This window comes from Pseudonocardia terrae, from assembly GCF_021343995.1.
Taxonomy (GTDB): domain Bacteria; phylum Actinomycetota; class Actinomycetes; order Mycobacteriales; family Pseudonocardiaceae; genus Pseudonocardia; species Pseudonocardia terrae.
Window position 1 is genome coordinate 1 of record NZ_JAJTTE010000058.1, and the last position, 22,286, is coordinate 22,286.

Below are 22,286 nucleotides of genomic sequence, written 5' to 3' on the forward strand. Positions count from 1 at the left end.
GAAGGTGACAGGAGTGCTGTCCCAGGGGCCGTCCGGTACCGCTCGCAGCGATCATGGGCGCAAATGCCGTGATCCGCGCGAGAGTCACAGGAGCACTGCTCGAGGAACCCTCCCGTACCACTCGCAGCGATCATCGACGCGAGGCCGTGAATTGCGCGAGAGTCACAGGAGCGCTGTCCCAGGGACCGTCCGGTACCGCTCGTAGCGATCATGGGCGCGTGACCGTGATCCGCGCGAGAGTCACAGGAGTGCTGTTCGAAGAGCCCTCCCGTACCGCTCGCAGCGATCATCGACGCGAGGCCGTGAATTGCGCGAGCGTAACGGGAGCGCTGCTCGCAGGACCCTCCCGTACCGCTCACTCCGATCATGAACTCTTGATCGGAGCGAAGGTGACAGGAGTGCTGTCCCAGGGGCCGTCCGGTACCGCTCGCAGCGATCATTGGCGCGAGTGCAGTGATCCGCGCGAGAGTCACAGGTGCACTGCTCGAGCAACCCTCCCGTACCACTCGTAGCGATCATGGGCGCGAGGCAGTGATCCGCGCGAGAGTCACGGGAGCGCTGCTCGAAGGACCCTCCCGTAACGCTCGCAATGATCATGGGCGCAAGACCACTGAGACAGCGGGTCCGCGAGCGGCCCTGGGCGGGTCAGGAGTAGATGCGTTTGTGGGCGGCGCGGATCGCGCCGCGGTAGAGCGGGCCGAGGCGGCCGGAGGCGGCGAGGGCGGCGCGGGCCGCGTTGGCGCCCGCCCCACCGTGCACCGCCCCACCGGGGTGTGCCGAGGAGCCCGCGAGGAAGAGCCGGTCGACCGGGGTGTCCGCCCGGCCCAGCCCCGGGACGGGCCGGAACACCAGCTGCTGGTGCACCGCCGCCGTGCCGCCGTTGATCGCGCCGTCGACCAGCCCCGGGTTGCGCCGCTGCAGGTCCGCGGGCCCGGCCACGCTCCGCGCGCGGATCAGGTCGCGGAACCCCGGGGCGTTGCGCTCCACCGTCCGCTCGACGAGCTCGGCGTGCCGCAGCAGGTCGTTCTCGCCCCAGCCCAGCCCCCGGGGCACGTGCGTGTAGGCCCAAGCGGACTCGGTGCCGGCGGGCGAGCGCGACGGGTCCGCGGTGGTCATCTGCCCGAACAGCAGGAACGGCTCCTGCGGCACCCGCCCGGCGGCGAGGTCGGCGGCGTAGCCGCGCAGGCCGTCGAGGTCCGCGCCCAGGTGCACCGTCCCGGCCCGACGAGCCCCCTGCGCCGTCCACGGCACCGGGCTGTCGAGCGCCCAGTCGAGCTTCACGGTCGCGGTGTCCCACTGGAACCGGTCGAGGTCGCGGACGAACCGCGGCGGCAGGTGCGTCTCCCCCACCAGGTCCCGGTACAGCACCGGGGCCGGGACGTCGGCGAGCACCGCGCGCCGCACCGTGACCGGTGTGCCCTCGGCGTCGCGCACCCCGACCGCGCGGCCGGACCGCAGCTGGATCTCGCGGACGGGCCGGCCGCACTCGACCCGCCCCCCGCGCTCGCGCAGCCGGGCCACCAGGGCGTCGACGATCCGGCCGGCGCCGCCCTCGGGCACGGGGAAGCCGACGTCCTGGCCCAGCATGCACAGCAGCCAGCCGAAGACCGCGCTGCCCGCCATGTCGGGCCCGAGGTCGGTGTGCAGGGCGTTGCCGGCGAGCAGCAGCTTCGCGCCCTCGCCCGCGAACCGCTCCTCGGCGAAGCGCCGGACGGGCTGAACGACGGTCCGTGCGAACCGCAGCGCGTCGGCCGTCCCGAGCGCGCGCAGCAGCCGCGGCGTGCCGCGGACCGGCGGGAACGGGCGCAGCACCGTCTCCAGCAGCGGGTCGCGGATCCGCGCCCACTCCTCCGCCAGCGCGCGCCAGGCCGCCCCGTCGCCCGGGGCGAACGCGTCGAGCGCGTCGGCCGTGGTGTCGAGGTCGCGGGAGAGGACGACGCACCGGTCGTCCGGCGTGACGTGCGCGACGACCTCGGGGGCGTGCCGCCAGCGCAGGCCGTACCGGTCGAGGCCGAGGTCGCGCAGGATCGGCGAGGCCGCGCCGAGCGGGTAGAAGGCGCTGAACAGATCGCTGCGGAAGCCGGGCGCGGTGATCTCGGCGGTCCGCACGGCACCGCCCGGGGCCTCGGCGGCCTCGAGGACGAGGACCTGCCACCCGGCGTCGGCCAGCAGGTTCGCGGCCACCAGGCCGTTGTGTCCCGCCCCGACGACGACGGCGTCGACGGCCTCCGAGCCGTCGGCGGCGGCCCCGCTCACGACCGCTTCCGCACGACGGCGTCGAGCCGGGCCAGGCTCTCCTTGTTGCGCGGCACCAGCAGCGCCTGCTGCACGAGGTCCGGGAGGAGCGTCGCGGGCCCGGACTCGGCATGCTCGTCCATCACGACCCGGGTGCCCCCCGGCTCCGGCCGCAGGGTGATCCGGATCCGGGCCGCGCCCGACGGCCAGGCGTGCGCCGTGAGCTCGAGCAGCGACCTCGGTTCGCTGGCCACGACCTCGGTCCGGTCCTGGATCAGCAGGGGCCAGGCCCCGACGCTGTGGTGCAGCCGGGTGCCGACGGCCGGGAAGCCCTCGTCGACCGCCCGCATGTGCGTGGCGCCCACGACCCACAGCGGGTAGTTCCAGCCGTCGGACAACACCTGCCAGACCTTGGCCGGCTCCGCCGGCACGAACCGATCGACCTCCATCGCGCTCCCCTCGTAGTCGTAGATCCGTGTCCGTGCTCGACCGTGCGCTCGGCTCCGAGCCCAGCGCTGTGTTCAGCCCCGCGCTCGGCCGGGTGCTCAGCGCCGGGCCAGTCCCACGGCCGCCCCGACGGCGGCGGCGAGCCCCAGCCCCGCGGCGAGCCGCCGCGCCCGTTCGCGGCGGAGCCCGTTCCAGCCGTCGTGCACCCGCCGGGGGCGGTCGGGCGGGTCGTACAGGTTGCCGGGGTCGTCGACGGGGCCGCCGCCGCGGACGAGCACGTACCGGCCCACCTCCGCGGCGAACAGCCGCTCGGCGCTCTCCGGCCAGACCTTGTGCTGCAGCAGGAGCAGCCGGCCGAGCATGCCCCCGGCCACCACCTCCCGGCGCGGCCGCCGGATCTGGTTCAGGATGGTCCGCGCGACGCGCTCGGGGCTGTACGTCGGCGCCGCCAGCCGCGGTCGTGCACCGCTGTGGTTCGCGGCGTCGCGCCAGATCGGGGTGTCGATCGCCGCCGGGAGGACCGTGCCGACCCGCACCCCGCGCACGCCGGAGGTCCGCAGCTCCTGCCGCAGGCTCACGGCGAGCGCACGGATCGCGAACTTCGCCATCGAGTAGGCGGCGCCGTAGGGCAGTGCGACGATCCCGAGGATCGACGCCACGTTGACGATCACGCCGTGGTCGCGTTCCACCATCCCGGGCAACACCGCCCGGCAGCCGTGGACGTAGCCCATGAGGTCGACGTCCAGCACGCGCCGGACGTCGTCGAGGGGCACGTCGAGGAACGCCCCGAACTGGATGACGCCGGCACAGTTCACCCAGGCGTCGACCCGGCCGAACCGCTCGGTCGTCTCCCGCACCACGCCCTCGACCGCGGCGAAGTCGGTGACGTCGGCGGGCGCCGGGACGAGGCCCCGACCCGCCAGCTCGCTCAGGGCCCCGGCGTCCCGCGCGACTCCCACGACCGTGGCCCCGCGCTGCAGCAGCGCGAGTGCGGTGGCGCGCCCGATGCCGCTCGACGCGCCGGTCACCACCACGACGCTCCCCGCGATCTCCACGGTGGGCTGCTACCCGCAGGTCGCGCGGCCACACCTGACCGCGCCACCACCTGCGCCGCCCCCCCGGGGCACCGCGGCCGGCCCGCGTCTCAGCCCGGCATCGTCTCCCCGCCGGCCCCCTGCGGCTCCTCCGGGGCGGTGTCGGGCTCGTTGCCGGGCGCCCCGGTGGTGGTCGCCTCCTTGAGGACCTGCTCGGGCATGGTGTCGTCGTGGTCGTCGCGTCCGGTCAGGTCCGGGGCGTGCCCACGTGCGGCCGGTTCACTCCTCGGCGCGGCTCCAGGGCCCGGCCACTCCCGGGACGAGACGCCTAGGACGAGATCTCCACGTCCGAGCGCGCCACCTCGACGTGGGCCCGTTGCCGCGACAGCAACGCCGACGCGGCCGGGTCGCCGGGGAGCACCTGGCCGGCGAAGGCGTCGGAGTGCGCCACCATGCGGCCGGTGAAGGACACGCGGTCGCCGGCCGCGACGGCGAGCGGCGACTCGCCCGGCTGCGTCGCGAGCCGGACCCACACCCGCTGGTCGGGCTCGGGACCCAGCCAGAACCCGTCGCCTGCCGGAACGGACTGCACGGCGACGCCCTCGGCGGTGACGGTGTCACCGGCGAACCCGGAGAGGTCCCCGCCCGGCCCGGAGGCGCGCTCCAGCGGCAGCAGGGTGGTTCCGCCGGCGGAGAGCCCGCTCGCGGCGCTGGTGTCCGCGACCGTGCCGGTGCCGCCCAGCGGGTCCCACCGCACGAAGGCGGCCACCGCGACCAGCGAGCAGACGGCGGAGATGGTCGCCCAGAGCCACAGCGGGGCTCCGAGGCGGGGGCGCGCTCGGACCCGGACGGGGGCCGCGACGAGGCCCTCCGGGTGCACGTCGGTCACAGCAGGCTCCTCGGCGGACGCGATGGGGGTTCCGCCCGGTATTCCTCCCGTCACCGCCGGTCAAACGCGTGTCACCAATCTGATGTGATCCCGGTCACTTGCGTCGCGCGCGGGCCGTCTCCCGGTCGCTGGCCTTCTCGATCTCCTTCACCAGCTCGTCCTTGTTCTTGCCGTCGGGATCGTCGATGCCGAGCTTCTGCGCGACCTCCACGAGGTGGCTCTTCCTCGCGTTGGCGTCGACGCCGCCGGCGGTGTCGCCGTCGTCGGACCGGGACTGCGGAGCGCTCTTCTCGGCCTGCTCGTCCGACGGGCCGGGCTCGTCCTTCGGCTCCCAGTGGTCGCCGACCTTCTCGTGGGTGTGCTTGAGCGCGGCGTAGGCGGCGCGGTGGGCGCGCTCGCCGTCGCCGTAGCTGTCCTCCGCCGACTCGAGCGTCTTCTTGTAGGTGCGCACGGCCTTGTCGTCGGAGCGCGCGATCGTCGACGGCACGTCGTCGCGCATCTTCTCGGCCTGCTCGTGCTTCCCGGCCATCTCCGTCTCCTCCCCGATCGGCTTCGATCAGCTCTCGGCCGAGCCGGGCTCGGCCATCTTCCGGTGCGCCCCGGCCTTCAGCTTGTCCGGCAGCACGTCGTTGGCCATGCTCTGCGCCCGCGTCGACAGCGACCCGGCGACGACCTTGTCCTTGCCGTCGAGCAGGGCGTCGATCCCCTGCCGCGCGATCTGCGCCGGGTCGTCCTTGTCCGAGGCGCCGATCTTCGTGTCGTCCATCTCGGCGCGGTGGAAGAAGTTCGTCTCGGTGGGCCCGGGCATCAGCGACGTCACCGTGACGCCGCTGTCCCGCGCCTCGAGCTCGGCCTGCACCGCCTGTGCGAAGGACTGCAGGAAGGACTTCGAGGCGTTGTAGATCGCCTGGTAGGTGCCGGGCATCTGGGACGCGATCGACGACGTGACCAGCACGCGGCCCTGGTGCCGCGCCTCCATGTGCTGCAGCACGTGCTTGGCCAGGCGGACCGTCGAGGTGATGTTCACGTCGATGATGTCCTGCTCGGCCTCGAGGTCGTTCTCGACGAACGCACCACCGAGGCCCAACCCGGCGTTGAGCGCGGCGACGGCGAGCGGGCGGCCCGTGGTGCCGACGGCCGCCCATACCTCCTCGACGCCCTCGCGGCGGCGCAGGTCCGCGTGCACCGTCGTGACGTCGGTGCCGTCGCCGGCCTCGCGGATCTTCCCCTCGGCGGTCTCGAGCGCCGCGTCCTCCGCGGTGACGACGAGGTCGTAGCCGCGGCGGGCCAGCTCGCGGGCGAGCTCGAGCCCGATCCCGCTGGAAGCCCCGGTGACCAGGGCGAGTTCTCGGGTCGTCATGCCCTCGACTACCCGTCCCGCCCCCGCCGAACCGTCGGCGCCGACGCAGCGCCGAACCATCAGCGGGGAGCCGGCGGCGGGTCAGGGGCGACCGTCAGCAGCGCTCCAGCGCCCCGGGCTTGTGCACGGCCTCGCTGTCACTCTTCTCGCTGCGGACGAGGTACTGCGGCTCGTCCTTCGACGCCCGCACCGTGCGCCCGCCGGCCTCGGTGTCCTCGGTGATCTTCTTCAGCACCTCGCCCTCGGCCCAGCCGCCGTGGCTCTTCCAGCGGACCTTGTCGCCCTTCTTGAACTCGCTCATCCTGGCCTCCCGTGTGTGGCGAACGGTCCACACGGCGATACCCCGCACGCCGCGCACCTCACACCGCGTCTCACACCGGGCGGGCGGCGCGGGCCTCGCGGACGAGCCGGCGCGCCTCGCGGACCTCGGGCGGCGCGGGCGGGTCCGGCAGCAGGTCGGTGGCCCGGCGCAGGCCGCCGAGCAGCGCCGACGCGGCCAGGTCGGTCGTCGGCAGGCCGGGCAGCCCGTACATCCGACGGGCCCAGCGCGGGAGCGTGGCCACTGCGGCGGTCGCGGTGGCCGAGATCGCCGCCCGGGTCCAGGCGGGTGCCCCCGCCGGCGGCGCGAGCAGCCCGCCCACGGCGATCCGCGCCTCGTCGGTGACCCGCAGCCGGGGCCGCATCCGGGTGTAGTACGCCGCCAGCTCCGCCCGGGAGGCCGGCACGTCGGCCGGGTCGAGGCCGACGACCTCGGCGGCGCGGACGCTCTCGGCCACGTACGCGTCGGCCTCCGCGGCGGTGACGATCCCGGCGCGGCGGGCGACGTCGACGTACGAGTCGATCTCGCCGCAGTGCACCCAGAGCAGGCCCTCGGGCGCGTCGATCGGGAACCGCCTGCCGCTGTCCGGGTCGGTGCCGTGCAGCTTGTGGTGCAACCGCCGGACCCGGGCCCCGGCGACCTCCACCTCGGCCAGCGAGCCGAAGGTCCGGGTGCCGACGAACTCCACGGTCCGCTGGAACCGCGGCCACGCCTTGGCCGGGTCGAACAACGCGCTGTTCTGGTAGGTCCCGCGCATCACCCACGGGTGCAGGGACTGCAGCAGCAGCGCCCGCATCCCGGCGACCCACATGACGGGTTCCAGGTGCACGCGCCAGGTCACCGACGCCGGTCCGAACAGGCCGTGGTCCACCGGCGGGGCGGCGTCGACGCTCATCGGTGACCTCCTCGGGCGAGGTGTGCGGGCACTGTACGCGCGGCGTGTGCGCAGATGTGGTCAGAAGGCGTACCGCACCCGCAGCCAGGGCGCGTGCCGCGTGATGAGGTCGGTGACGGCCTGCACGCCCTCGCGCTTGGGGACGTTGCGGTAGCGGACGTTCCACATCCCGCTCTGGCTGCGCTTGGCCTGCTGCAGCTCGGGCCGCCACAGCACGTCCTCGGCCTTCGGGTGCCAGCCCAGGTTGACCTCGTGCAGCTCCCGGTTGTGGGTCAGCATGATGATCTCCGCGGCGGCCTGTTCCTTGAACGCCGGGCCGAGCTCGTCGTCGAGCCGCTCGAGCAGCTCCGCCCAGTCCCGCTCCCAGCCCTCGCGCAGCACGATCGGCGAGAGGTTGAGGTGCACCTCGTAGCCCGCGGCCACGAAGTCGTCGATCGCCGCGATCCGCTCCGCGACCGGGCTGGTGCGCACGTCGAGGAGCTTCGAGTCGCGCTCGGGCATGAGCGAGAAGCGGATCCGGGTGCGGCCCCGCGCGTCCAGGTCGAGCAGCGCGCGGTTGACGAACTTGGTGGCGAAGCTGGCCTTGGCCGTGGGCAGCTCGCGGAAGGTCCCGATCAGGTCCGCCACGTTGTCGCTGACCAGGGCGTCGACCGACACGTCGGAGCTCTCGCCGATGTCGTAGACCCAGGCGTGCGGGTCGACCTGGTTCGGCTCCCGCTTGGGACCCTGGCGCTGCACGTGCCCGCGCAGGTACTTCGTGATCCGCTCGATGTTGGTGAACACCGTGATCGGGTTGGCGTAGCCCTTGCGCCGGGGGACGTAGCAGTAGGCGCAGGCCATGGCGCAGCCGTTGGCGGTGGAGGGCGCGATGAAGTCCGACGACCGCCCGTTGGGCCGCGCGGACAACGACTTCTTCACGCCCAGCACGAGCGTCTCGGTCTTCACGCGGACCCAGCGGTCGACGTTGCCGGCGTTGCCGTGCAGCTCCGGGATCTGCCAGTGCGACGGGACCTCGACGATCTCCGCCCCCGGGAAGCGCTCCAGCACCTGCCGGCCGCGCGGTGAGTCCCGGGCCTCGGGCTCGGCGTAGATCGTGCGGACCTGCAGGAGGCGCTGTGCCGGCGTCGGGGTCCCGGTGAGCGTGCCCGCCGGGACGTCGGTCATCCCGTGCCGCCGCGCGCTGCGCCCACCGGCTCCTGCCCCGATGCCTGCCCCGATTCCTGCCCGGGTTCCTGCTCCGATTCCTGCTCCGCCTCGAGACGGGCCGCGATCAGCTCGAGGGCCGCCTTCGCGGCGGCGCCGCAGATCTCGGCGGGCTCGCCCTCGAGGTCGAGCCGGAGGACCTCCTCGCCGCCGGGCTCGCCGGCGGCGGCCATGTAGACCGTGCCCGGCGGCTGGCCGTCCTGCGGGTCCGGGCCGCCGGAGCCGGTGAGGGCCACGGCGAGGTCGGCGCCGAGCAGGGCGCGCACCCGGGCCGCCATGGTCCGGGCCGCCGTCTCGCTCACGACCGGCCCCTCCGGGACCTCCAGCAGGTCGTGCTTGACCTCGCTGGAGTAGGCCACGACCGAGCCGCGGAACCATGTCGAGGCGCCCTCGGCGCGGGCCAGGGCGGAGGCGACCATGCCTCCGGTCAGCGACTCGGCGACGGCCACGGTGCGGCCGCCCGCCGAGGCGCGCTCCGCGATCGTCGCGGCGATGTCGTCGGGAGTCGGTTCGTTCATGGGATGTCGTGCCTCGCGGATCGTTCGGGGACGGTGTCAGGGCGGTCGTCCGACCTGCGGGGCCGATACCCCTCGCGGCGACTGCGAAACGACGGCCGGCCGTGGCACGCTCTGCTCCCAGCGTACGCAGCGGAGGTGGCACGTGGAGCCCGAGCGGTCCGACTCCCCCGGTGATCCCGACGCCGACGAGCAGCACGACGGGCACGGCGGGACGGTCGAGCAGACCGACCCGGACGCCGAGTGGGACCGCCGGGAGCGGAGTGAGACCCCGACCGAGCGGCTGGACCGGAACTGGGCCGACCTGCTGCAGGAGCTGCGGGTCTCGCAGACCGGCGTGCAGCTGCTCACCGGGCTGCTGCTGACCGTCCCGTTCCAGGCCCGGTTCCCCGAGCTCGCCCCGCACCAGCGGGGGGTCTACCTCGTGGCCACCTCCCTGTCGGTGATCGCGACCGGGCTGCTCATCGCGCCCGTGATCCTGCACCGGGTGCTCTTCCGCCTGCACGCGCGGCGTCCGCTCGTCCGGGCGAGCCAGCGGTTCGCGATCGCCGGCCTCACCACGCTGGGGCTCGCCGTCGTCGGGGTCGTCGAGCTGATCTTCGCGATGGTCCTCGGCGGGGTGGCCGGGGTGATCGCGGCGTGCGTGGCGCTGGTCCTGCTCGGCGTGCTCTGGGTCCTCGTGCCGACTGTGATCCGGCGTCGGCTGGGCGACGGCTGAGCGGACCCGAGCTGACCGGTGAGCCCGCTAGTGGGCCCACGGTGGCGCGTGCCGACCGCCACGACCGCTGCGATGGCCACCGCGTGCACCCGGCGCTAGCGTCGAGGTCAGCCGCGAAAGGGGGACGACGTGCCGGAGGGCGGAACCGCCGACGTACCCGTGCGCTGGGCGGAGCTGGCGCAGGCCTTCGACCTCGTCGAGCGCACCCTCGGGGTGCTCGACGAGGAGTTGGGGATCGTGGGCGCCCCAGGGGTCGCTCCGGGCGACGGCTCGGGCGCGGGCTCGGTCCGGGGCTCGGGCCCCGAGGCGCAGGAGAACCGGGCGGTCCGGCTCGCCGCGGCCCGGCTCGCCCGGGCCCGCGCGGTGGAGCTGCGCCGCCGCCAGGCCGAGCTGGTCGAGCGGTCCGGCAGCCTGCACGCGCACGTGGCGCGGGTTCGCCGGGAGTCCGGTGCGCTGCTCCGGCACACCGTCGACCCCGCGCCCGCCCCGGACCTCGCCCCGGCGGCCGTCGAGGACCCGCCGGACCTGGTCGAGCTGCTCGAGGAGACCACCCGCACGCTGCTGACCGGGCGTGACACCGACGGGGTCTGCGTCGCCGCCGTCGAGGCCGCCCGGCGCGCGGTGCCCGCGGCCCCGCACGTCGGCCTCCTGCTCGCCGGGGGCGACGACGAGGCGGTGGTCCGCGCCGCGACCGACCGGACGGCCGAGCTGGTCTGTGCGCTGCAGGGCCGGCTGGGCGAGGGCCCGGGGCCCGACGCGCTCCACGACGGCGCACCGATCGTCGTGCACGACCTCGGCACGGCGGAGGCCACCTCGAGGTGGCCCGGCTTCGCGAGCCCGGCCACCCGGCACGGGGTGACGTCGGTGGCCGCGTTCCCCCTGGTCGCGGACTCGCGGCCGCCCGCGGCCGCGCTGGTGCTGTTCGCCCCCGTCCCCGGCGCGTTCGGCGCCGCCGAGCTCGCCCGCGGCCGCCTGTGCGCGGCGCAGGCGGCGATGGCCCTCGCCGGGGCGCTGCAGGCCGAGAACCTGGTCCGGGCGCTGGGCAGCCGGGACCTCATCGGGCAGGCGAAGGGCGTGCTCATGCACACCCACGGGATCGACGAACAGGCCGCGTTCGAGCTGCTGCGACACGCCTCCCGCAACACCAACACCAAGCTCGTGGAGGTCGCCCGCCGCACCGTCGCGGGCGCCACGGACTGACGGCGGTCCTCAGGAGGCCGTGGTCGGGGCGTCGCGCCCGGGCGGTTGCTGCGCGGATGCGCTCAGGTGGTGTGCCCACGCAGCAACTGCTCCCGCATCAGCCTCGCCGTCTCGGCGGAGTGCTCGGCCCGCCGGGCGAAGTCCGAGGAGGGATCGGAGTCCACGCCCTGCTCGAGGAACCGGGCCAGCGCCGCGTGCTCCTCGAGGGCGGCGATCGCCGTCCACAGCTTCGCCTCCACCTCCTCGCGCTGGGCGGCCTCGAGCGAGCGGGGGCTGTACTGGTGACCCACATGGCACCGGTAGAAGCCGATGCGCGGCAGGTCGATCCGGGCCAGTCCGCCGCCGCACTCGGGGCACGCCATCCGGGTGGTCGCGCTCTCGTCCGGCCGGAGATAGGCCGGATCACGGCTCCGGGCCATGCCCTCGTCGTCGGCCGGGACATCCGGCGTGTCGTGCATGCCGTCACCTCCCACGGGAAGCTCGTGCACCGTCGTCGCGAGCAGCGGGCCCAGCTCGGCGGCGGCCGCCGCCCGCGCGTCCGGGACGGTCGCCGCCGCGGCCCGCGGCATCGAGTCGAAGAGGGCGTCCGCCGGGTCCTGCACCAGTACCCGGCCGCCCGCCCGGTCGACGAGGGCGGCGCCCACCGCGCCGTCGTCGAGGGCGCCGGAGAGCACCGCCGCGACCACGCGGCGCCCTCGCGCCCGCGCGGCCGAGGCGAACATCGCGTCGACCGCCGGGCGGTGCCGGTTCACCTTGGGTCCCGCGCTGAGTACCGCGATGTCTCCGCCGGCGACGCCGTCGCGGCCCACCAGCAGGTGCCGGCCCGGCGGGGCCACCAGGATCCGGCCCACGCGCAGCGAATCCCCGTCCGCCGCCTGGTCGGCCGGCAGCGGCCCGGCGCGGGCGAGGACCTGCGGCAGCGTGCTGCGCGGCCGGTCCCCGGTGTGCACGGTGACCAGGACCGCGGCGGGAAGGTCGCCCGGGAGGCCGGCGACGAGGTCGACGAGTGCCTCGACGCCTCCCGCGGAGGCACCGATCACGAGCAACGCGTCGTCGGCCATCCGCGCCGCCTTCCCGGTCCTGGCCGGTCCAACCGCCCGGCGGACCGCTGATCCGGCCGGGAAGGGGTACGGTTCGGCGAGGCCCGGACGGTACCCGTCCGGCGCCTGCCCGATGCCCGACTCGAGAGGCGGTTCCCGTGCCGGACGTGTCCGCGGTCGGACCGTTCCCGGACGGACCGGCGGGCGGTGTGACCGTCCCGCACGGTGACGCCCCGGGCGAGGCACCCGCGCGCGTGCCCGCCGCCGTCGTCACGGACCTCGTGGTGATCGGAGCCTCGGCCGGCGGGGTGGAGGCACTGCGCACCATGGTCGCCGGGCTGCCCCTGGGGCTGCCGGCGGCGGTCGTCGTGGTCCTGCACATCCCGAGCGACGCGCCCAGCGCACTCGCCGCGATCCTCGGCCGGGCCGGGCCGTTGCCGGCGGTGACGGTGCGGCACGGGATGCGCCTGGAACGCGGCCACATCTACGCCGCACCCGCGGACCACCACGTCCTCGTCGCCGACGGGCACCTGCACCTCTCGCGCGGGCCGCGGGAGAACGGGCACCGGCCGTCCATCGACCCGCTCTTCCGCTCCGCGGCCGTGGACTTCGGGTCGCACGCGATCGGGATTGTGCTGTCCGGCAACCGCGACGACGGCACCGCGGGCCTCGCGGTCCTGGCCCGGCAGGGCGGGGCCGCCCTCGTCCAGGAGCCCGCGGAGGCGCTGTACACCGGGATGCCGCAGAGCGCCCTCGACCACGTGCCGGGGGTCCGGGCGTTGCCCGCGGCCAAGCTGGGCGCGGCCGTCGCCGAGCTCCTGCACGACCCGCCCGACGATCCGGCCGATCCGGACCTGTCCGACCCCGCGGATCCGACCGACCCGCTCGCCGCCGAGGAGGCCGACGTGGCCGACGCGGTGCCGGGCCTCGCGCCCCAGGTCGAGCTGGGCGAGCCCTCGCCCCTGTCCTGCCCGGACTGCGACGGCGTGCTGTTCCTGCTCGACGGCGCTCCCGCCCCCCGCTTTCGCTGCCGGGTGGGCCACGCCTGGTCCCCCGGCAGCCTCGCCGCGGAGCAGTCGGACGCCGCCGAGGTCGTGCTGTGGGCGGCGCTGCGGGCGCTGGAGGAGAAGGCGGCGCTGCAACGCTGGCTCGCCGACACCGCCGAGGCGGCGAACCGGCCGCACGCGGCGCGGTCGCACCGGCGCAAGGCCGATCGGACCGGGTCCGAGGCCGCGACGTTACGGCGGATGCTCACCCGCGACCTGCCAGAGGAATGAACGGGTGGAGGGCCTGGATCGGCTAGGCTCCCGGCGCGCCCCGCCCGGCGGCGCGTCGGCCGAGGGGAGCGGGAGTACGTCGTTGTCGCAGCCGGATCCGGCCTTCGAGGCCCTGCTCCAGCACCTGAAGGTCAGCCGCGGCTTCGACTTCACCGGGTACAAGCGGTCGAGCCTGATCCGGCGGGTGGACCGGCGGATGTCGCAGGTCGGCGTCCCGGACTACGCGGAGTACCTGGACTACCTCGAGCTGCACGCCGAGGAGTTCACGGCGCTGTTCAACACCATCCTGATCAACGTCACCGGGTTCTTCCGGGACGCCGAGGCCTGGGAGTACCTCCGGACCGACGTGCTGCCGGCGCTGCTGGCCACCAAGGGCCCCACCGAGCCGCTGCGGGTGTGGAGCGCCGGCTGCGCCTCCGGCGAGGAGGCCTACACGCTCGCGATCGTGCTGGCCGAGATGCTGGGCACCGCGGAGTTCCGCGACCGGGTGAAGATCTACGCCACGGACGTGGACGAGGAGGCGCTCACCCACGCCCGGCACGGCACCTACTCCGACCGCGAGGTACGCGGCATCCCGCCCGAGCTCCTGGAACGGTACTTCGAGCAGACCGGGGGCCGGTTCGCCTTCCGCAAGGACCTGCGCCGCTCGGTGATCTTCGGCCGCAACGACCTGGTGCAGGACGCCCCGATCTCCCGGATCGACCTGCTGGTCTGCCGCAACACCCTGATGTACTTCAACGCGGAGACCCAGGCCCGGATCCTCACCCGCTTCCACTTCGCGCTCTCCGAGCCCGGCGTGCTGTTCCTGGGCAAGGCCGAGATGCTGCTCAGCCACGGCGCGCTGTTCCTGCCGATCGACCTCAAGCGGCGCACGTTCCGCAAGGCGCCGCGGGTCACCCCGCAGAACGGCACCCTGTTCGCCGAGGCCCCGCCCCCTCTCAACCGGGCCCCGCTGACCGGCATCGACGTCCTGCGCAACGAGGCCGTGCTCGCCTCGCCGCTGGCCCAGGTCGTCCTCACCGAGGACGGTGTGATCGCCGTGGTCAACCGGCAGGCCGAGGTGCTGTTCGGCGTCTCGACGCGGGACGTCGGCCGGCCCTTCCGCGACCTGGAGCTCTCCTACCGCCCGCTGGAGCTGCGCCGGCACATCGAGAAGGCGCAGAGCGAGCGGCGCACGGTCCGGGTCACGGACGTCACCTACCACCGCGGGCCGGAGACGATCCACCTCGAGGTGCAGGTCAGCCCGCTGGTCGGGTCGGGCACCGACGTGCAGGGCGTGAGCCTCGCCTTCCACGACGTCACGGACTTCCGCCGGCTGCAGGACGAGCTCGAGCAGGCCAACCGCCAGCTCGAGACGGCGTACGAGGAGCTCCAGTCCACCAACGAGGAGCTCGAGACGACCAACGAGGAGCTCCAGTCCACGGTCGAGGAGCTGGAGACCACCAACGAGGAGCTCCAGTCCACGAACGAGGAGCTCGAGACGATGAACGAGGAGCTCCAGTCGACCAACGACGAGCTCCAGACGATCAACGACGAGCTGCAGGACCGCACCGGCGAGCTGGACCGGACCAACGAGTTCCTCGAGACGATCCTGACCAGCCTGCGGGCCGGCGTCGTCGTCGTCGGGACCGAGCTGCACGTGCAGGTCTGGAACCACCAGGCGGAGGAGCTGTGGGGGCTGCGCCGCGACGAGGCCGTCGGCCAGCACTTCCTCAACCTCGACATCGGCCTGCCGCTGGACCTCGTGCGGCCGGTCGTGCGCAGTACCCTGGCCGGCGAGGACGGACCGCAGGAGGTGACCCTGCCGGCGATCAACCGACGCGGCCGCAGCATCGACGTCCGGGTCATCGCCAGCCCCCTGCGCGGCGACGGCGAGACGGTGGTCGGCGCGATCCTGACGATGGAGGAGTCGGCGGGCGCCGAAGGCGTTCCGGCCCGCTAGCGGCCCGTCGACACGGCGAGGGGCGGGCGTGAACGAGGAGGAGGCCGACTTCCTGGCCGCCGTCGAGCGCCGCCGTGCGGAGATCGACGAGCGGCTCGAGCAGCTGCGCGCCCGGCGGCGCGAGATCGCGAAGCGCGGGTGGCGCGGCTCCACCCCCGCGGACGTGGAGTCCGCGGAGGAGCGGGCGCTCGCGGCGCGTCGGCACGCCGAGACGGCGCACGAGCGGGCCGCCCGGCGGTACCTGCTCGCCGCCGAGAGCCACGAGAACGCCGCCACGACCCTGATGGCGGCCGGCGTCCTCGAGGCCGCCGAGCGACACCGCCGCGCCGCGATCGAGGCCCGGGGGGCGGCCGAGCGGTCCCTGGCCGAGGCCGCGGCGGAACGGGAGCAGGGCGGGACCGTCCGGGACCCGGCCGGGCAGGACTGATCCGGCGGGCGAAGGACGGGACCGCCCCGGACCCGTCACGCCCTGGCCGTCACGCCCCGCCCGTCACCCTCTGCGCAGCAACGCCCAGACGGTCTTGCCCACGGCGTGCCGGCTCGTGCCCCAGCCGTCGGAGAGCTCGGCGACCACGTGCAGGCCCTGCCCGGTGGCGGTGTCCGGGTCCGGCACGCCGATCCCCTCGTCCCGCACCCCGACCCGCAGCCCGGCGTCGTCGAGGGTGAGCACCAACGTGCGGCGCCCGCCGCCGTGCACGACGGCGTTGGCCACCAGCTCGTCCGCGAGCAGCTCGGCGCGGGCGGGGATCCCCCCGGCCAGCTCCCACTCCTGGCAGGCGTCGCGCACCAGTACCCGGGCGTACCGCACCGCAACCACGGTCTCGGGCAGCCCGGTGCGCCGGCGGACGCGCTCCGGCCGGTGCCCGAGCAGGCCCAGCGCCCGGTCGCGGTCCTCGGCCAGACCGACCTCGCGGAGCACCCCGTTGCGCCGGAGCGCGGAGGAGAGCGGGCCGGGCGGCGCGACGAGCACGAGCCGGGCGACCGGCCAGCCACCCACCCCGGAGAGGGTGCTGCTGAAGAACGCGAGCAGCGACGGCACGACCGGCTCGAGGTCCCGCACGTCGACCAGCAGCGAACCCCGGTCGAGCAGCAGCTTGCGCACCGCCGTCTCCGCCTGCGAGGCCGTGCGTACGGTCAGGGGCCCGACGAGGACGAGGACCGGGACCGGCCCGTCCTCGACGTGGCACGTCAGCTCTTTCCGGAGCAAGCCCGCTCCCCGTGGTCGTGGTGGAACCCCGGACGGGCCCCCTGCTGGGCCCGTGGGTCGGTACGGGTAACCGGACGTCACCGGATGATGCCCCCTCTCCGCGTCGGGCCCGCCCGCCTCAGACGGGCCCGTCGTCGACGAGCGCCCAGACGGACTTGCCGCTGCCCAGCGGCGTCACGCCCCAGGCCCGGCTGAGCTCCGCGACGGCACGCAGCCCGAGGCCCTCCGACTCGGCGGTCAGGACCGGACGCGCGGACGACCCGTCCCGCACCGAGATCCAGAGCCCGCGCCGGGAGTGGGCGAGGCCGAACTCCCCCGGTCCGAGGGTGTGCTGCACCGCGTTGCTGACCAACTCGTTCACCACGATCGCGGCCCGGTCGGCGACGTCGGCCGGGATCTCCCAGTCCTCGCACGCCGCCCGCAGCATCAGGCGGGCGAAGGGGGCCGCCTCCGGTCCGTGGGGCAGGTCCGTGGTGCGCCGCACCCTCGCGGGACGCCGCTCCAGCAGCGTGCAGGCATCGACGAGGTCGCCGGCCACGGGCACCTCACGGTGCCGCCCGGCCTGCCCCATGTCCTCGACGACCCGCCCGGGCCCGAACAGCACCAGCCGGGACGCCGGCCACCCACCCGTCGCCGCCAGCGCGGCCGGGAAGGACGCCAGCACGGCGGTGGACGACAGACCCAACCCGGAGACGTCGACCAGCAGCCGGCCGCGATCCAGGAGCTCCTTGCGCAGGACCCGGTCGAGCTGTGGCGCCGTACGGGTCCCGAGGGTCCCCGTGACGGCGAGCACGCGCGCCCCTGCCGCCTCGCTCGCCGTGATCGTCAGATCCGTGCCCGGTCCGGCCGCCCCGTCCCGCATGGCTGTCCTCCGGTCACAGTGTCGCGCGGGGTGTCTCCGCCACCTTCCCCGCCCCGGCGTCCGCCCGCAACGTCCGAGCGGGCGGCGGGTGGCGCCCCGCCGTTCGCCGAGCACGGCCGCGCGAGCCGTTTGTCCTCGGACCACCCGGGTAGGCGAGCCCGTGCCCACGACCACACCCACCGTGCCGGGGCGTGCCCCCGCCGAGGCCCGTGACGGTCCGCACGCGTACGACGACCTGGAGCCCGTGCTGCGCAAGCACGCCGGGACCGGCCCCGAGGACCCCGAGCACGCGCCCCGCCGGGAGTACCTCATCACCCAGTTCCTCCCCCTGGTGCACAACCTCGCCAAGCGGTACTCGACGTCCGCCGCGGCGGAGGACCTGGAGCAGGCCGGGGTCGTCGGGCTGATCCGGGCCATCGACAACTACGACCCGGACGTCACGGCGGGCGGGCCGCTCGCCTACCTCGTCCCGAGCATCCGCGGCTCCATGCTGCGCCACCTGCGCGACCACACCTGGGCCCTGCGGGTACCGCGCGCGATCAAGGACCTCACGGTCGCCGTCAACCGCGCCTCCGTCGACCTCACCCAACGCCTCGGCCGCGCGCCACGGCCCAGCGAGCTCGCCCTCGAGCTGGACCGGCCGCTGGACGACGTCGTCGAGGCCCTCGACGCCCTGGCCGGCCACCGCGCGGACAGCCTCGACGAGCCCGAGTCCGAGACGGGATTCACCGCGGCGGACCGGCTCGGCGCGTCCGACGCGGGCCTCGATCTCGTCGACCACAGCGGTGACCTGCGCCGGCTGATCGCCGAGCTGCCCGAGCGCGAGCGCACGATCCTGCTGCTGCGCTTCTACGGCGAGCACACCCAGACCCAGATCGCCGAGAAGGTCGGCATCTCGCAGATGCACGTGTCCCGGCTGCTCGCGCGCACGCTGGCGCACCTGCGCGCCCAGCTCGGCGGCTGAGCGGAGACCCCTGCCCGCGTCCGGGCGGCGGGCGACGCCCGGGCGCGATCGCGACGCCCGGACGTCGACGGGGTCCCGGCCGTGTCAACCGCTCTCGCGACCGGTGAGCCGGTCCCGGAGGCGGTCGACGAGACCCACTCCCGGGCCCGCCAGCTTGTGGAACAGCTCCGCGTTCGGCGCGTCGGGGTGCGGGCGGGTCGGCGCGATCTTCTTGGCCGCCTCGACCTTGCGCCGCAGCTCCAGCAGCGTCTCGTTCGACATCCGCTCCCGCATCTTCGGGAACTGCTGGCCCTCCTCCTCGGCGTGGTGCCGCAGCGCACGGGTCATGTCGGCCACGAGGATGCCGAACTGCGGGTCGTCGCCGTCGACGCCTTCGAGGTCCTTCATGATCCGCTCGAGCTTGTTGTGCTCCTCCTTGTCGTGCTCGACGGTGTCGCCGCCGTGGTCGAGGGCATCGGACATCGCCGGGTAGACGTACATCTCCTCGGCCACCGAGTGCCGCACGATCTCGGCGATGGCGGTGTCGGCCATGTCCCGGCGCTCCTGGGCCACCCGTGTCGCGGGGATGGCCTCCAGCAGCCGCGGCGCCACCGAAGCCCCTGAGGAGCCCGCATGTTCCTGCACCGTCAGGAGTTGCAGTTCAAGGCCACCCCCGAGAAGCCCGACGCCGTGTACGCCCGCAAGCTGCAGGAGGTGCTGGGCGGGCAGTACGGCGAGATCACCGTGGCGATGCAGTACATGTTCCAGGGCTGGAACATGCACACCCCCGGCAAGTACCGCGACCTGGTGTTCGGCATCGCGTCCGAGGAGATCGGGCACGTCGAGATGCTCGCCACGATGATCGCCCAGCTGCTGGAGACGGCGCCGTTGGGCACCACCGAGGCTCTACCACATGACCGACGACCCCGGCGTGCGCGACCTGCTGTCCTTCCTGCTCGCCCGCGACACCATGCACCAGAACATGTGGCTCGCCGCGGCCGAGGAGCTCAAGGAGACCGGCGCGGAGAAGATGCCCGTACCCAGCAACTTCCCGCAGGGCAAGGAGGCCACCGAGTTCTCCTACCAGTACCTCAACTTCTCCGACGGCGCCCGGGCCGGCGAGGGCCGCTGGGCCAAGGGCCCGAGCCCGGACGGCAACGGGGAGTTCACCTATCACGAGGGCCCGACGTCGTCGGTGCCGATGCCGCCGCCCACCCACCCGGACAGCCGCTTCTACGGCACCACCGAGCTGCCCGACACGATGGAGAAGGCCGCCGGTCTGGCCCAGGACACGCTGAACAAGGAATGAGCCCACTCCCCTGAGCCCCTTGCCGTGAGCACGGCGCCGGCTGCTGCGGAACCTGCGGCCGGCGCCGTGCTCATCCGGCGCGGCCGGCGCCGTGCTCACCCGGCGGCGTTCGCGGGAAAGTCGTCGAGAAGCTCGGTCCGCAGCCGCTCGAGGGTGCGGGCGAGCAGCCGTGACACGTGCATCTGCGAGATCCCGATCCGCTCCGCGATCTGTGTCTGGGTCATCTCGCCGAAGAAGCGGAGCAGCAGGATCGTGCGTTCCCGCTCGGGCAACCGGTCCAGCAGCGGGCGCAGGGCGTGCCGGTACTCGACGAGCTCGAGCGCGCCGTCGAGCTCGCCGAGCCGGTTCGTGATCGGGTTGTCGGCGTCGTCCTCGCCGAGCACGGCGTCGAGCGACCCGGAGTGCTGGTTCGCCTCGGCGTCGAGCGCCTCGATGATCTCGTCGACCGGCACGTCGAGGTGCGCGGCCAGCTCGCTCGGCCGGGGAGCCCGCCCGAGCCGTTGCGACAGCGGACCGGTCGCCTGGCGGATCGCCACGGCGAGGTCCTTGAGCCGGCGCGGGACCCGCATCGTCCAGGTCCGGTCCCGGAAGTAGCGCAGGATCTCCCCGCGCACGCACGGCACCAGGTAGCCGAGGAACTCGCCGCGGGCCAGCTCCGGGTCCCAGCGGTCCAGCGCGCTGAGCAGGCCCACCGTGCCGACCTGCACCAGGTCCTCCAGGCCGCCCGGGTAGCCGCGGGCGTGCCGGGCGGCGATGTTCCGGACCACCGGCAGGAAGCCCAGCGCCAGCTCCTCCCGCAGCCGGACGCGGTCCGGGTGGTCGGCGGGCAGCGAGGCGTACCGCTCCAGGGCGGGCATGAGCCCGATGTACTCGCTCGCGGTCGCCTGCCCCTCGGGCTCGGCGATCACCTCGGGGGTCACGGGCGCGGTCCGGGAAGGGGGACGGTCGTGGGGCGCACAGGGGGTTCCCTCCGCCGATCGTTCCGACGAGGGCGGTCTGCTTCACCCCGGCCCGCCGCGGCGAGCACTGTCGACGGTACGGCCGCACCCCTGCTGTGCGCGCGTCGAACTGCCCGGACCTGCGGAAACGGCCCCGGAGGTGGGTCAGCAGCGCGGCGCGGGGCCCGGCCCGGCGGACATCCGCTGGATCCGGCGCAGCACGTCCGTGCTCGGGAAGCAGCCCTCGCGCGACTTCTGGATGAGCACCTCGACGTACTCGGGCACCATGTGCGCCGGGATCGACTCCTCGATGATGTCGAGCTGGGTGCCGCTGGGGAACGGGTCCTGGCGCACCGTGTCGAGCAGGAAGCCGATGAACATCTCGCGCGGGTGCGGGCGTGCGGTGGCGCCGTCGTCGCTGCCGTCGTCGCTGCCCCGGCGCTGCGTGGTCGGCCGGTCGGTCGAGGTCATGGTCGCTCCCCGTGGGTCCGTCGGTCCGGGCGCATCACCCGATCGGAGAACGGGTTCCCGGCCGGGCCCGTCCCTAACCGTCCGTCACGGGCCTTCGGCGGCCTCGTTCCGGAGCTCCTCGGAGTAGGCCACGGGATGGTTCTGACCGCGCTCGGTGAACCACTCGTTGAGCGCCGCCGCGATCACGTCGTGCTCGGCCCAGGTGGGCTCGCGGCGCAGCTCCAGCGTCTCGCGCAGCTCGTCCTCGCTCAGCATCCCGCCGAGGGCCACCTGCGCCGTCCAGAGGTCGCGCAGGCCGAGCTCGCACAGCGCGAAGCCCGCGCGCAGGGCCGGTGCCGAGCGCATCGTCTCCGCCGCCCGTGCCCGCTCTCCCCCGTCGTCGCTCATCCCGGCCACACCGCCCGTATTGCCGGTGGATGAGGTTCCCAATCGTCTTTGCGGCCCGACACCCGCGTCCGGGCTCTCACCCGCGGTCCTCGGTCAGCCCCTCGCGCAACCGCGCCAGGGTGCGCGCGAGCAACCGGGAGACGTGCATCTGGGAGATGCCGAAGTGCTCGGCGATCTGGGTCTGCGTCCGGTCGCCGAAGAAGCGCATGGTCAGGATGCCGCGCTCGCGCTCCGGCAGCTCGGCGATCAGCGGGCGCAGCGCCTCGCGGTCCTCCACCTTCTCGAGGTTCCGGTCGAGATCGCCGAGGGTGTCGACGACGCCGGTGCCGGGCTCGTCGCCGGCCACCGCCTCCAGCGGGGAGGTGTGCTGGTTGGCCTTGGCGGTCAGCGCCTCGACGATCTCGCCGACGTCGACGCCCAGGTGCCGGGCGAGCTCGCTCGGCTTCGGGGCCCGGCCGAGCCGGTGCGACAGCGGGCCGGTGGCCCGGGTGATCTCGACGCTGAGCTCCTTGAGCCGCCGGGGCACCCGCACCGACCAGGTGCGGTCGCGGAAGTAGCGCAGCATCTCGCCGCGGACCGACGGGATGAGGAAGCCGAGGAACTCGCCCTGCGCCCGTTCGGGGTCCCACCGGTCGATCGCGTTGATCAGGCCCACCGTGCCCACCTGGACCAGGTCCTCCTGCCCGCCGCGGTAGCCCGCGCCGTGCCGCTTGGCGAGGTTCCGCACCACGGGCAGGAAGGCCACGATCAGCTCGGACCGCAGCCGCGCCCGCTCCGGCGAGCCCTCCGGGAGGGCGGCGAAGCGGCGCAGCCTCGGCATCTCGTCGACGTACTCGCTGGGCCGGGTGAGCTGCGGGTCCGGCTCGTGGCCGGACTCCGGAAGGGCGTGCACGGACACGGTTCGCTCCTCGCCAGGTCGGGGACCGGCGGGCCGGAGCGGTGGGCTGCGCAGGGGTCGCCCGACGGGGACCCGCACGACACCGCGGCTCGGGGGCCGGCTCGCCGGGAGAGGCCGTCGGTCTCGACCCTCGTGATCCGCGGATCCCACCCCGGCGGAAACTCCAAACACCCGGTGTCCCGGCTCACAGGGCGGCC

The 22,286-nt window shown here is 74.4% G+C and carries 24 protein-coding genes and 1 pseudogene; 7 read left to right on the forward strand and 18 right to left on the reverse strand.

What is annotated here, in order from left to right; all coding sequences use genetic code 11:
- Positions 1-645 precede the first annotated feature (645 nt).
- From LWC33_RS28450 to LWC33_RS28495, 10 genes are all read right to left on the reverse strand, one after another.
- Entirely contained in the window at positions 646-2,256 is a 1,611-nt protein-coding gene (locus LWC33_RS28450; protein WP_233307768.1) for a phytoene desaturase family protein, read from the reverse strand.
- The gene (locus LWC33_RS28455) at positions 2,253-2,684 is read right to left on the reverse strand and encodes an SRPBCC family protein (protein WP_233307769.1); all 432 of its coding nucleotides are present in this window, start codon (positions 2,682-2,684) and stop codon (positions 2,253-2,255) included. The genes LWC33_RS28450 and LWC33_RS28455 overlap by 4 nt, the downstream gene beginning before the upstream one ends.
- A 96-nt stretch (positions 2,685-2,780) precedes the next feature.
- A complete protein-coding gene (locus LWC33_RS28460) occupies positions 2,781-3,737 on the reverse strand; it encodes an SDR family NAD(P)-dependent oxidoreductase (protein ID WP_233307770.1) in 957 nt (318 codons plus the stop codon).
- Between the two features lie 307 nt (positions 3,738-4,044).
- On the reverse strand, positions 4,045-4,605 hold the full coding sequence (locus LWC33_RS28465) for a hypothetical protein (protein WP_233307771.1): 561 nt from the start codon (positions 4,603-4,605) through the stop codon (positions 4,045-4,047).
- Positions 4,606-4,699: 94 nt separating this feature from the next.
- The gene (locus LWC33_RS28470) at positions 4,700-5,134 is read right to left on the reverse strand and encodes a ChaB family protein (RefSeq protein ID WP_233307772.1); all 435 of its coding nucleotides are present in this window, start codon (positions 5,132-5,134) and stop codon (positions 4,700-4,702) included.
- Between the two features lie 27 nt (positions 5,135-5,161).
- On the reverse strand, positions 5,162-5,965 hold the full coding sequence (locus LWC33_RS28475) for an SDR family NAD(P)-dependent oxidoreductase (protein ID WP_233307773.1): 804 nt from the start codon (positions 5,963-5,965) through the stop codon (positions 5,162-5,164).
- A 94-nt stretch (positions 5,966-6,059) separates the two neighbouring features.
- On the reverse strand, positions 6,060-6,266 hold the full coding sequence (locus LWC33_RS28480) for a hypervirulence associated TUDOR domain-containing protein (RefSeq protein ID WP_233307774.1): 207 nt from the start codon (positions 6,264-6,266) through the stop codon (positions 6,060-6,062).
- Positions 6,267-6,336: 70 nt separating this feature from the next.
- Complete coding sequence (locus LWC33_RS28485; protein ID WP_233307775.1) at positions 6,337-7,179, reverse strand: oxygenase MpaB family protein; 843 nt, start codon at positions 7,177-7,179, stop codon at positions 6,337-6,339.
- 60 nt (positions 7,180-7,239) lie between these two features.
- Positions 7,240-8,343 carry a spore photoproduct lyase family protein gene (locus LWC33_RS28490; protein ID WP_233307776.1) on the reverse strand — a complete coding sequence of 368 codons (1,104 nt, stop codon included), beginning with the start codon at positions 8,341-8,343 and terminating at the stop codon, positions 7,240-7,242.
- A complete protein-coding gene (locus tag LWC33_RS28495) occupies positions 8,340-8,900 on the reverse strand; it encodes a CinA family protein (RefSeq protein ID WP_233307777.1) in 561 nt (186 codons plus the stop codon). The genes LWC33_RS28490 and LWC33_RS28495 overlap by 4 nt, the downstream gene beginning before the upstream one ends.
- Positions 8,901-9,042: 142 nt before the next feature.
- Between LWC33_RS28495 and LWC33_RS28500 the strand changes: the two genes are divergently transcribed.
- The gene (locus tag LWC33_RS28500) at positions 9,043-9,615 is read left to right on the forward strand and encodes a DUF6328 family protein (protein ID WP_233307778.1); all 573 of its coding nucleotides are present in this window, start codon (positions 9,043-9,045) and stop codon (positions 9,613-9,615) included.
- A 129-nt stretch (positions 9,616-9,744) separates the two neighbouring features.
- A complete protein-coding gene (locus tag LWC33_RS28505; protein ID WP_233307779.1) occupies positions 9,745-10,815 on the forward strand; it encodes a GAF and ANTAR domain-containing protein in 1,071 nt (356 codons plus the stop codon).
- 62 nt (positions 10,816-10,877) lie between these two features.
- Here the strand turns inward: LWC33_RS28505 and LWC33_RS28510 are convergent, their stop codons facing one another.
- Complete coding sequence (locus tag LWC33_RS28510) at positions 10,878-11,876, reverse strand: chemotaxis protein CheB (RefSeq protein WP_233307780.1); 999 nt, start codon at positions 11,874-11,876, stop codon at positions 10,878-10,880.
- Positions 11,877-12,013: 137 nt separating this feature from the next.
- Here LWC33_RS28510 and LWC33_RS28515 point away from each other — a divergent pair, with 137 nt between their 5' ends.
- The 3 genes from LWC33_RS28515 (at position 12,014) to LWC33_RS28525 (ending at position 15,501) form a co-directional block, all read left to right on the forward strand.
- The gene (locus tag LWC33_RS28515) at positions 12,014-13,132 is read left to right on the forward strand and encodes a chemotaxis protein CheB (RefSeq protein ID WP_233307781.1); all 1,119 of its coding nucleotides are present in this window, start codon (positions 12,014-12,016) and stop codon (positions 13,130-13,132) included.
- A gap of 82 nt (positions 13,133-13,214) precedes the next feature.
- Positions 13,215-15,074, forward strand: a complete 1,860-nt coding sequence (locus LWC33_RS28520; protein WP_233307782.1) for a CheR family methyltransferase — start codon at positions 13,215-13,217, stop codon at positions 15,072-15,074.
- Positions 15,075-15,102: 28 nt separating this feature from the next.
- Complete coding sequence (locus LWC33_RS28525; RefSeq protein WP_233307783.1) at positions 15,103-15,501, forward strand: hypothetical protein; 399 nt, start codon at positions 15,103-15,105, stop codon at positions 15,499-15,501.
- 63 nt (positions 15,502-15,564) lie between these two features.
- Here the strand turns inward: LWC33_RS28525 and LWC33_RS28530 are convergent, their stop codons facing one another.
- The gene (locus LWC33_RS28530; RefSeq protein ID WP_233307784.1) at positions 15,565-16,281 is read right to left on the reverse strand and encodes an ATP-binding protein; all 717 of its coding nucleotides are present in this window, start codon (positions 16,279-16,281) and stop codon (positions 15,565-15,567) included.
- A gap of 118 nt (positions 16,282-16,399) precedes the next feature.
- A complete protein-coding gene (locus tag LWC33_RS28535; RefSeq protein WP_233307785.1) occupies positions 16,400-17,143 on the reverse strand; it encodes a hypothetical protein in 744 nt (247 codons plus the stop codon).
- 160 nt (positions 17,144-17,303) lie between these two features.
- Here LWC33_RS28535 and LWC33_RS28540 point away from each other — a divergent pair, with 160 nt between their 5' ends.
- Positions 17,304-18,107, forward strand: a complete 804-nt coding sequence (locus LWC33_RS28540) for a sigma-70 family RNA polymerase sigma factor (RefSeq protein ID WP_233307786.1) — start codon at positions 17,304-17,306, stop codon at positions 18,105-18,107.
- A gap of 84 nt (positions 18,108-18,191) precedes the next feature.
- Here the strand turns inward: LWC33_RS28540 and LWC33_RS28545 are convergent, their stop codons facing one another.
- Positions 18,192-18,698, reverse strand: a complete 507-nt coding sequence (locus LWC33_RS28545; RefSeq protein ID WP_233307787.1) for a hemerythrin domain-containing protein — start codon at positions 18,696-18,698, stop codon at positions 18,192-18,194.
- 21 nt (positions 18,699-18,719) lie between these two features.
- On the opposite strand from LWC33_RS28545, the pseudogene LWC33_RS28550 reads away from it, so the two are divergent.
- Positions 18,720-19,395, forward strand: a pseudogene (locus tag LWC33_RS28550) (manganese catalase family protein).
- A gap of 95 nt (positions 19,396-19,490) precedes the next feature.
- Here the strand turns inward: LWC33_RS28550 and LWC33_RS28555 are convergent.
- The 4 genes from LWC33_RS28555 to LWC33_RS28570 form a co-directional block, all read right to left on the reverse strand.
- On the reverse strand, positions 19,491-20,315 hold the full coding sequence (locus tag LWC33_RS28555) for a SigB/SigF/SigG family RNA polymerase sigma factor (RefSeq protein ID WP_233307788.1): 825 nt from the start codon (positions 20,313-20,315) through the stop codon (positions 19,491-19,493).
- A gap of 183 nt (positions 20,316-20,498) precedes the next feature.
- Positions 20,499-20,804 (reverse strand): hypothetical protein, encoded by a 306-nt coding sequence (locus tag LWC33_RS28560; RefSeq protein ID WP_233307789.1) that lies wholly within the window; start codon positions 20,802-20,804, stop codon positions 20,499-20,501.
- An 84-nt stretch (positions 20,805-20,888) separates the two neighbouring features.
- Positions 20,889-21,191, reverse strand: coding sequence for a hypothetical protein (locus LWC33_RS28565; protein ID WP_233307790.1), 303 nt, complete (start codon positions 21,189-21,191; stop codon positions 20,889-20,891).
- Between the two features lie 76 nt (positions 21,192-21,267).
- Complete coding sequence (locus LWC33_RS28570; protein ID WP_233307791.1) at positions 21,268-22,089, reverse strand: SigB/SigF/SigG family RNA polymerase sigma factor; 822 nt, start codon at positions 22,087-22,089, stop codon at positions 21,268-21,270.
- Positions 22,090-22,286: the final 197 nt, after the last annotated feature.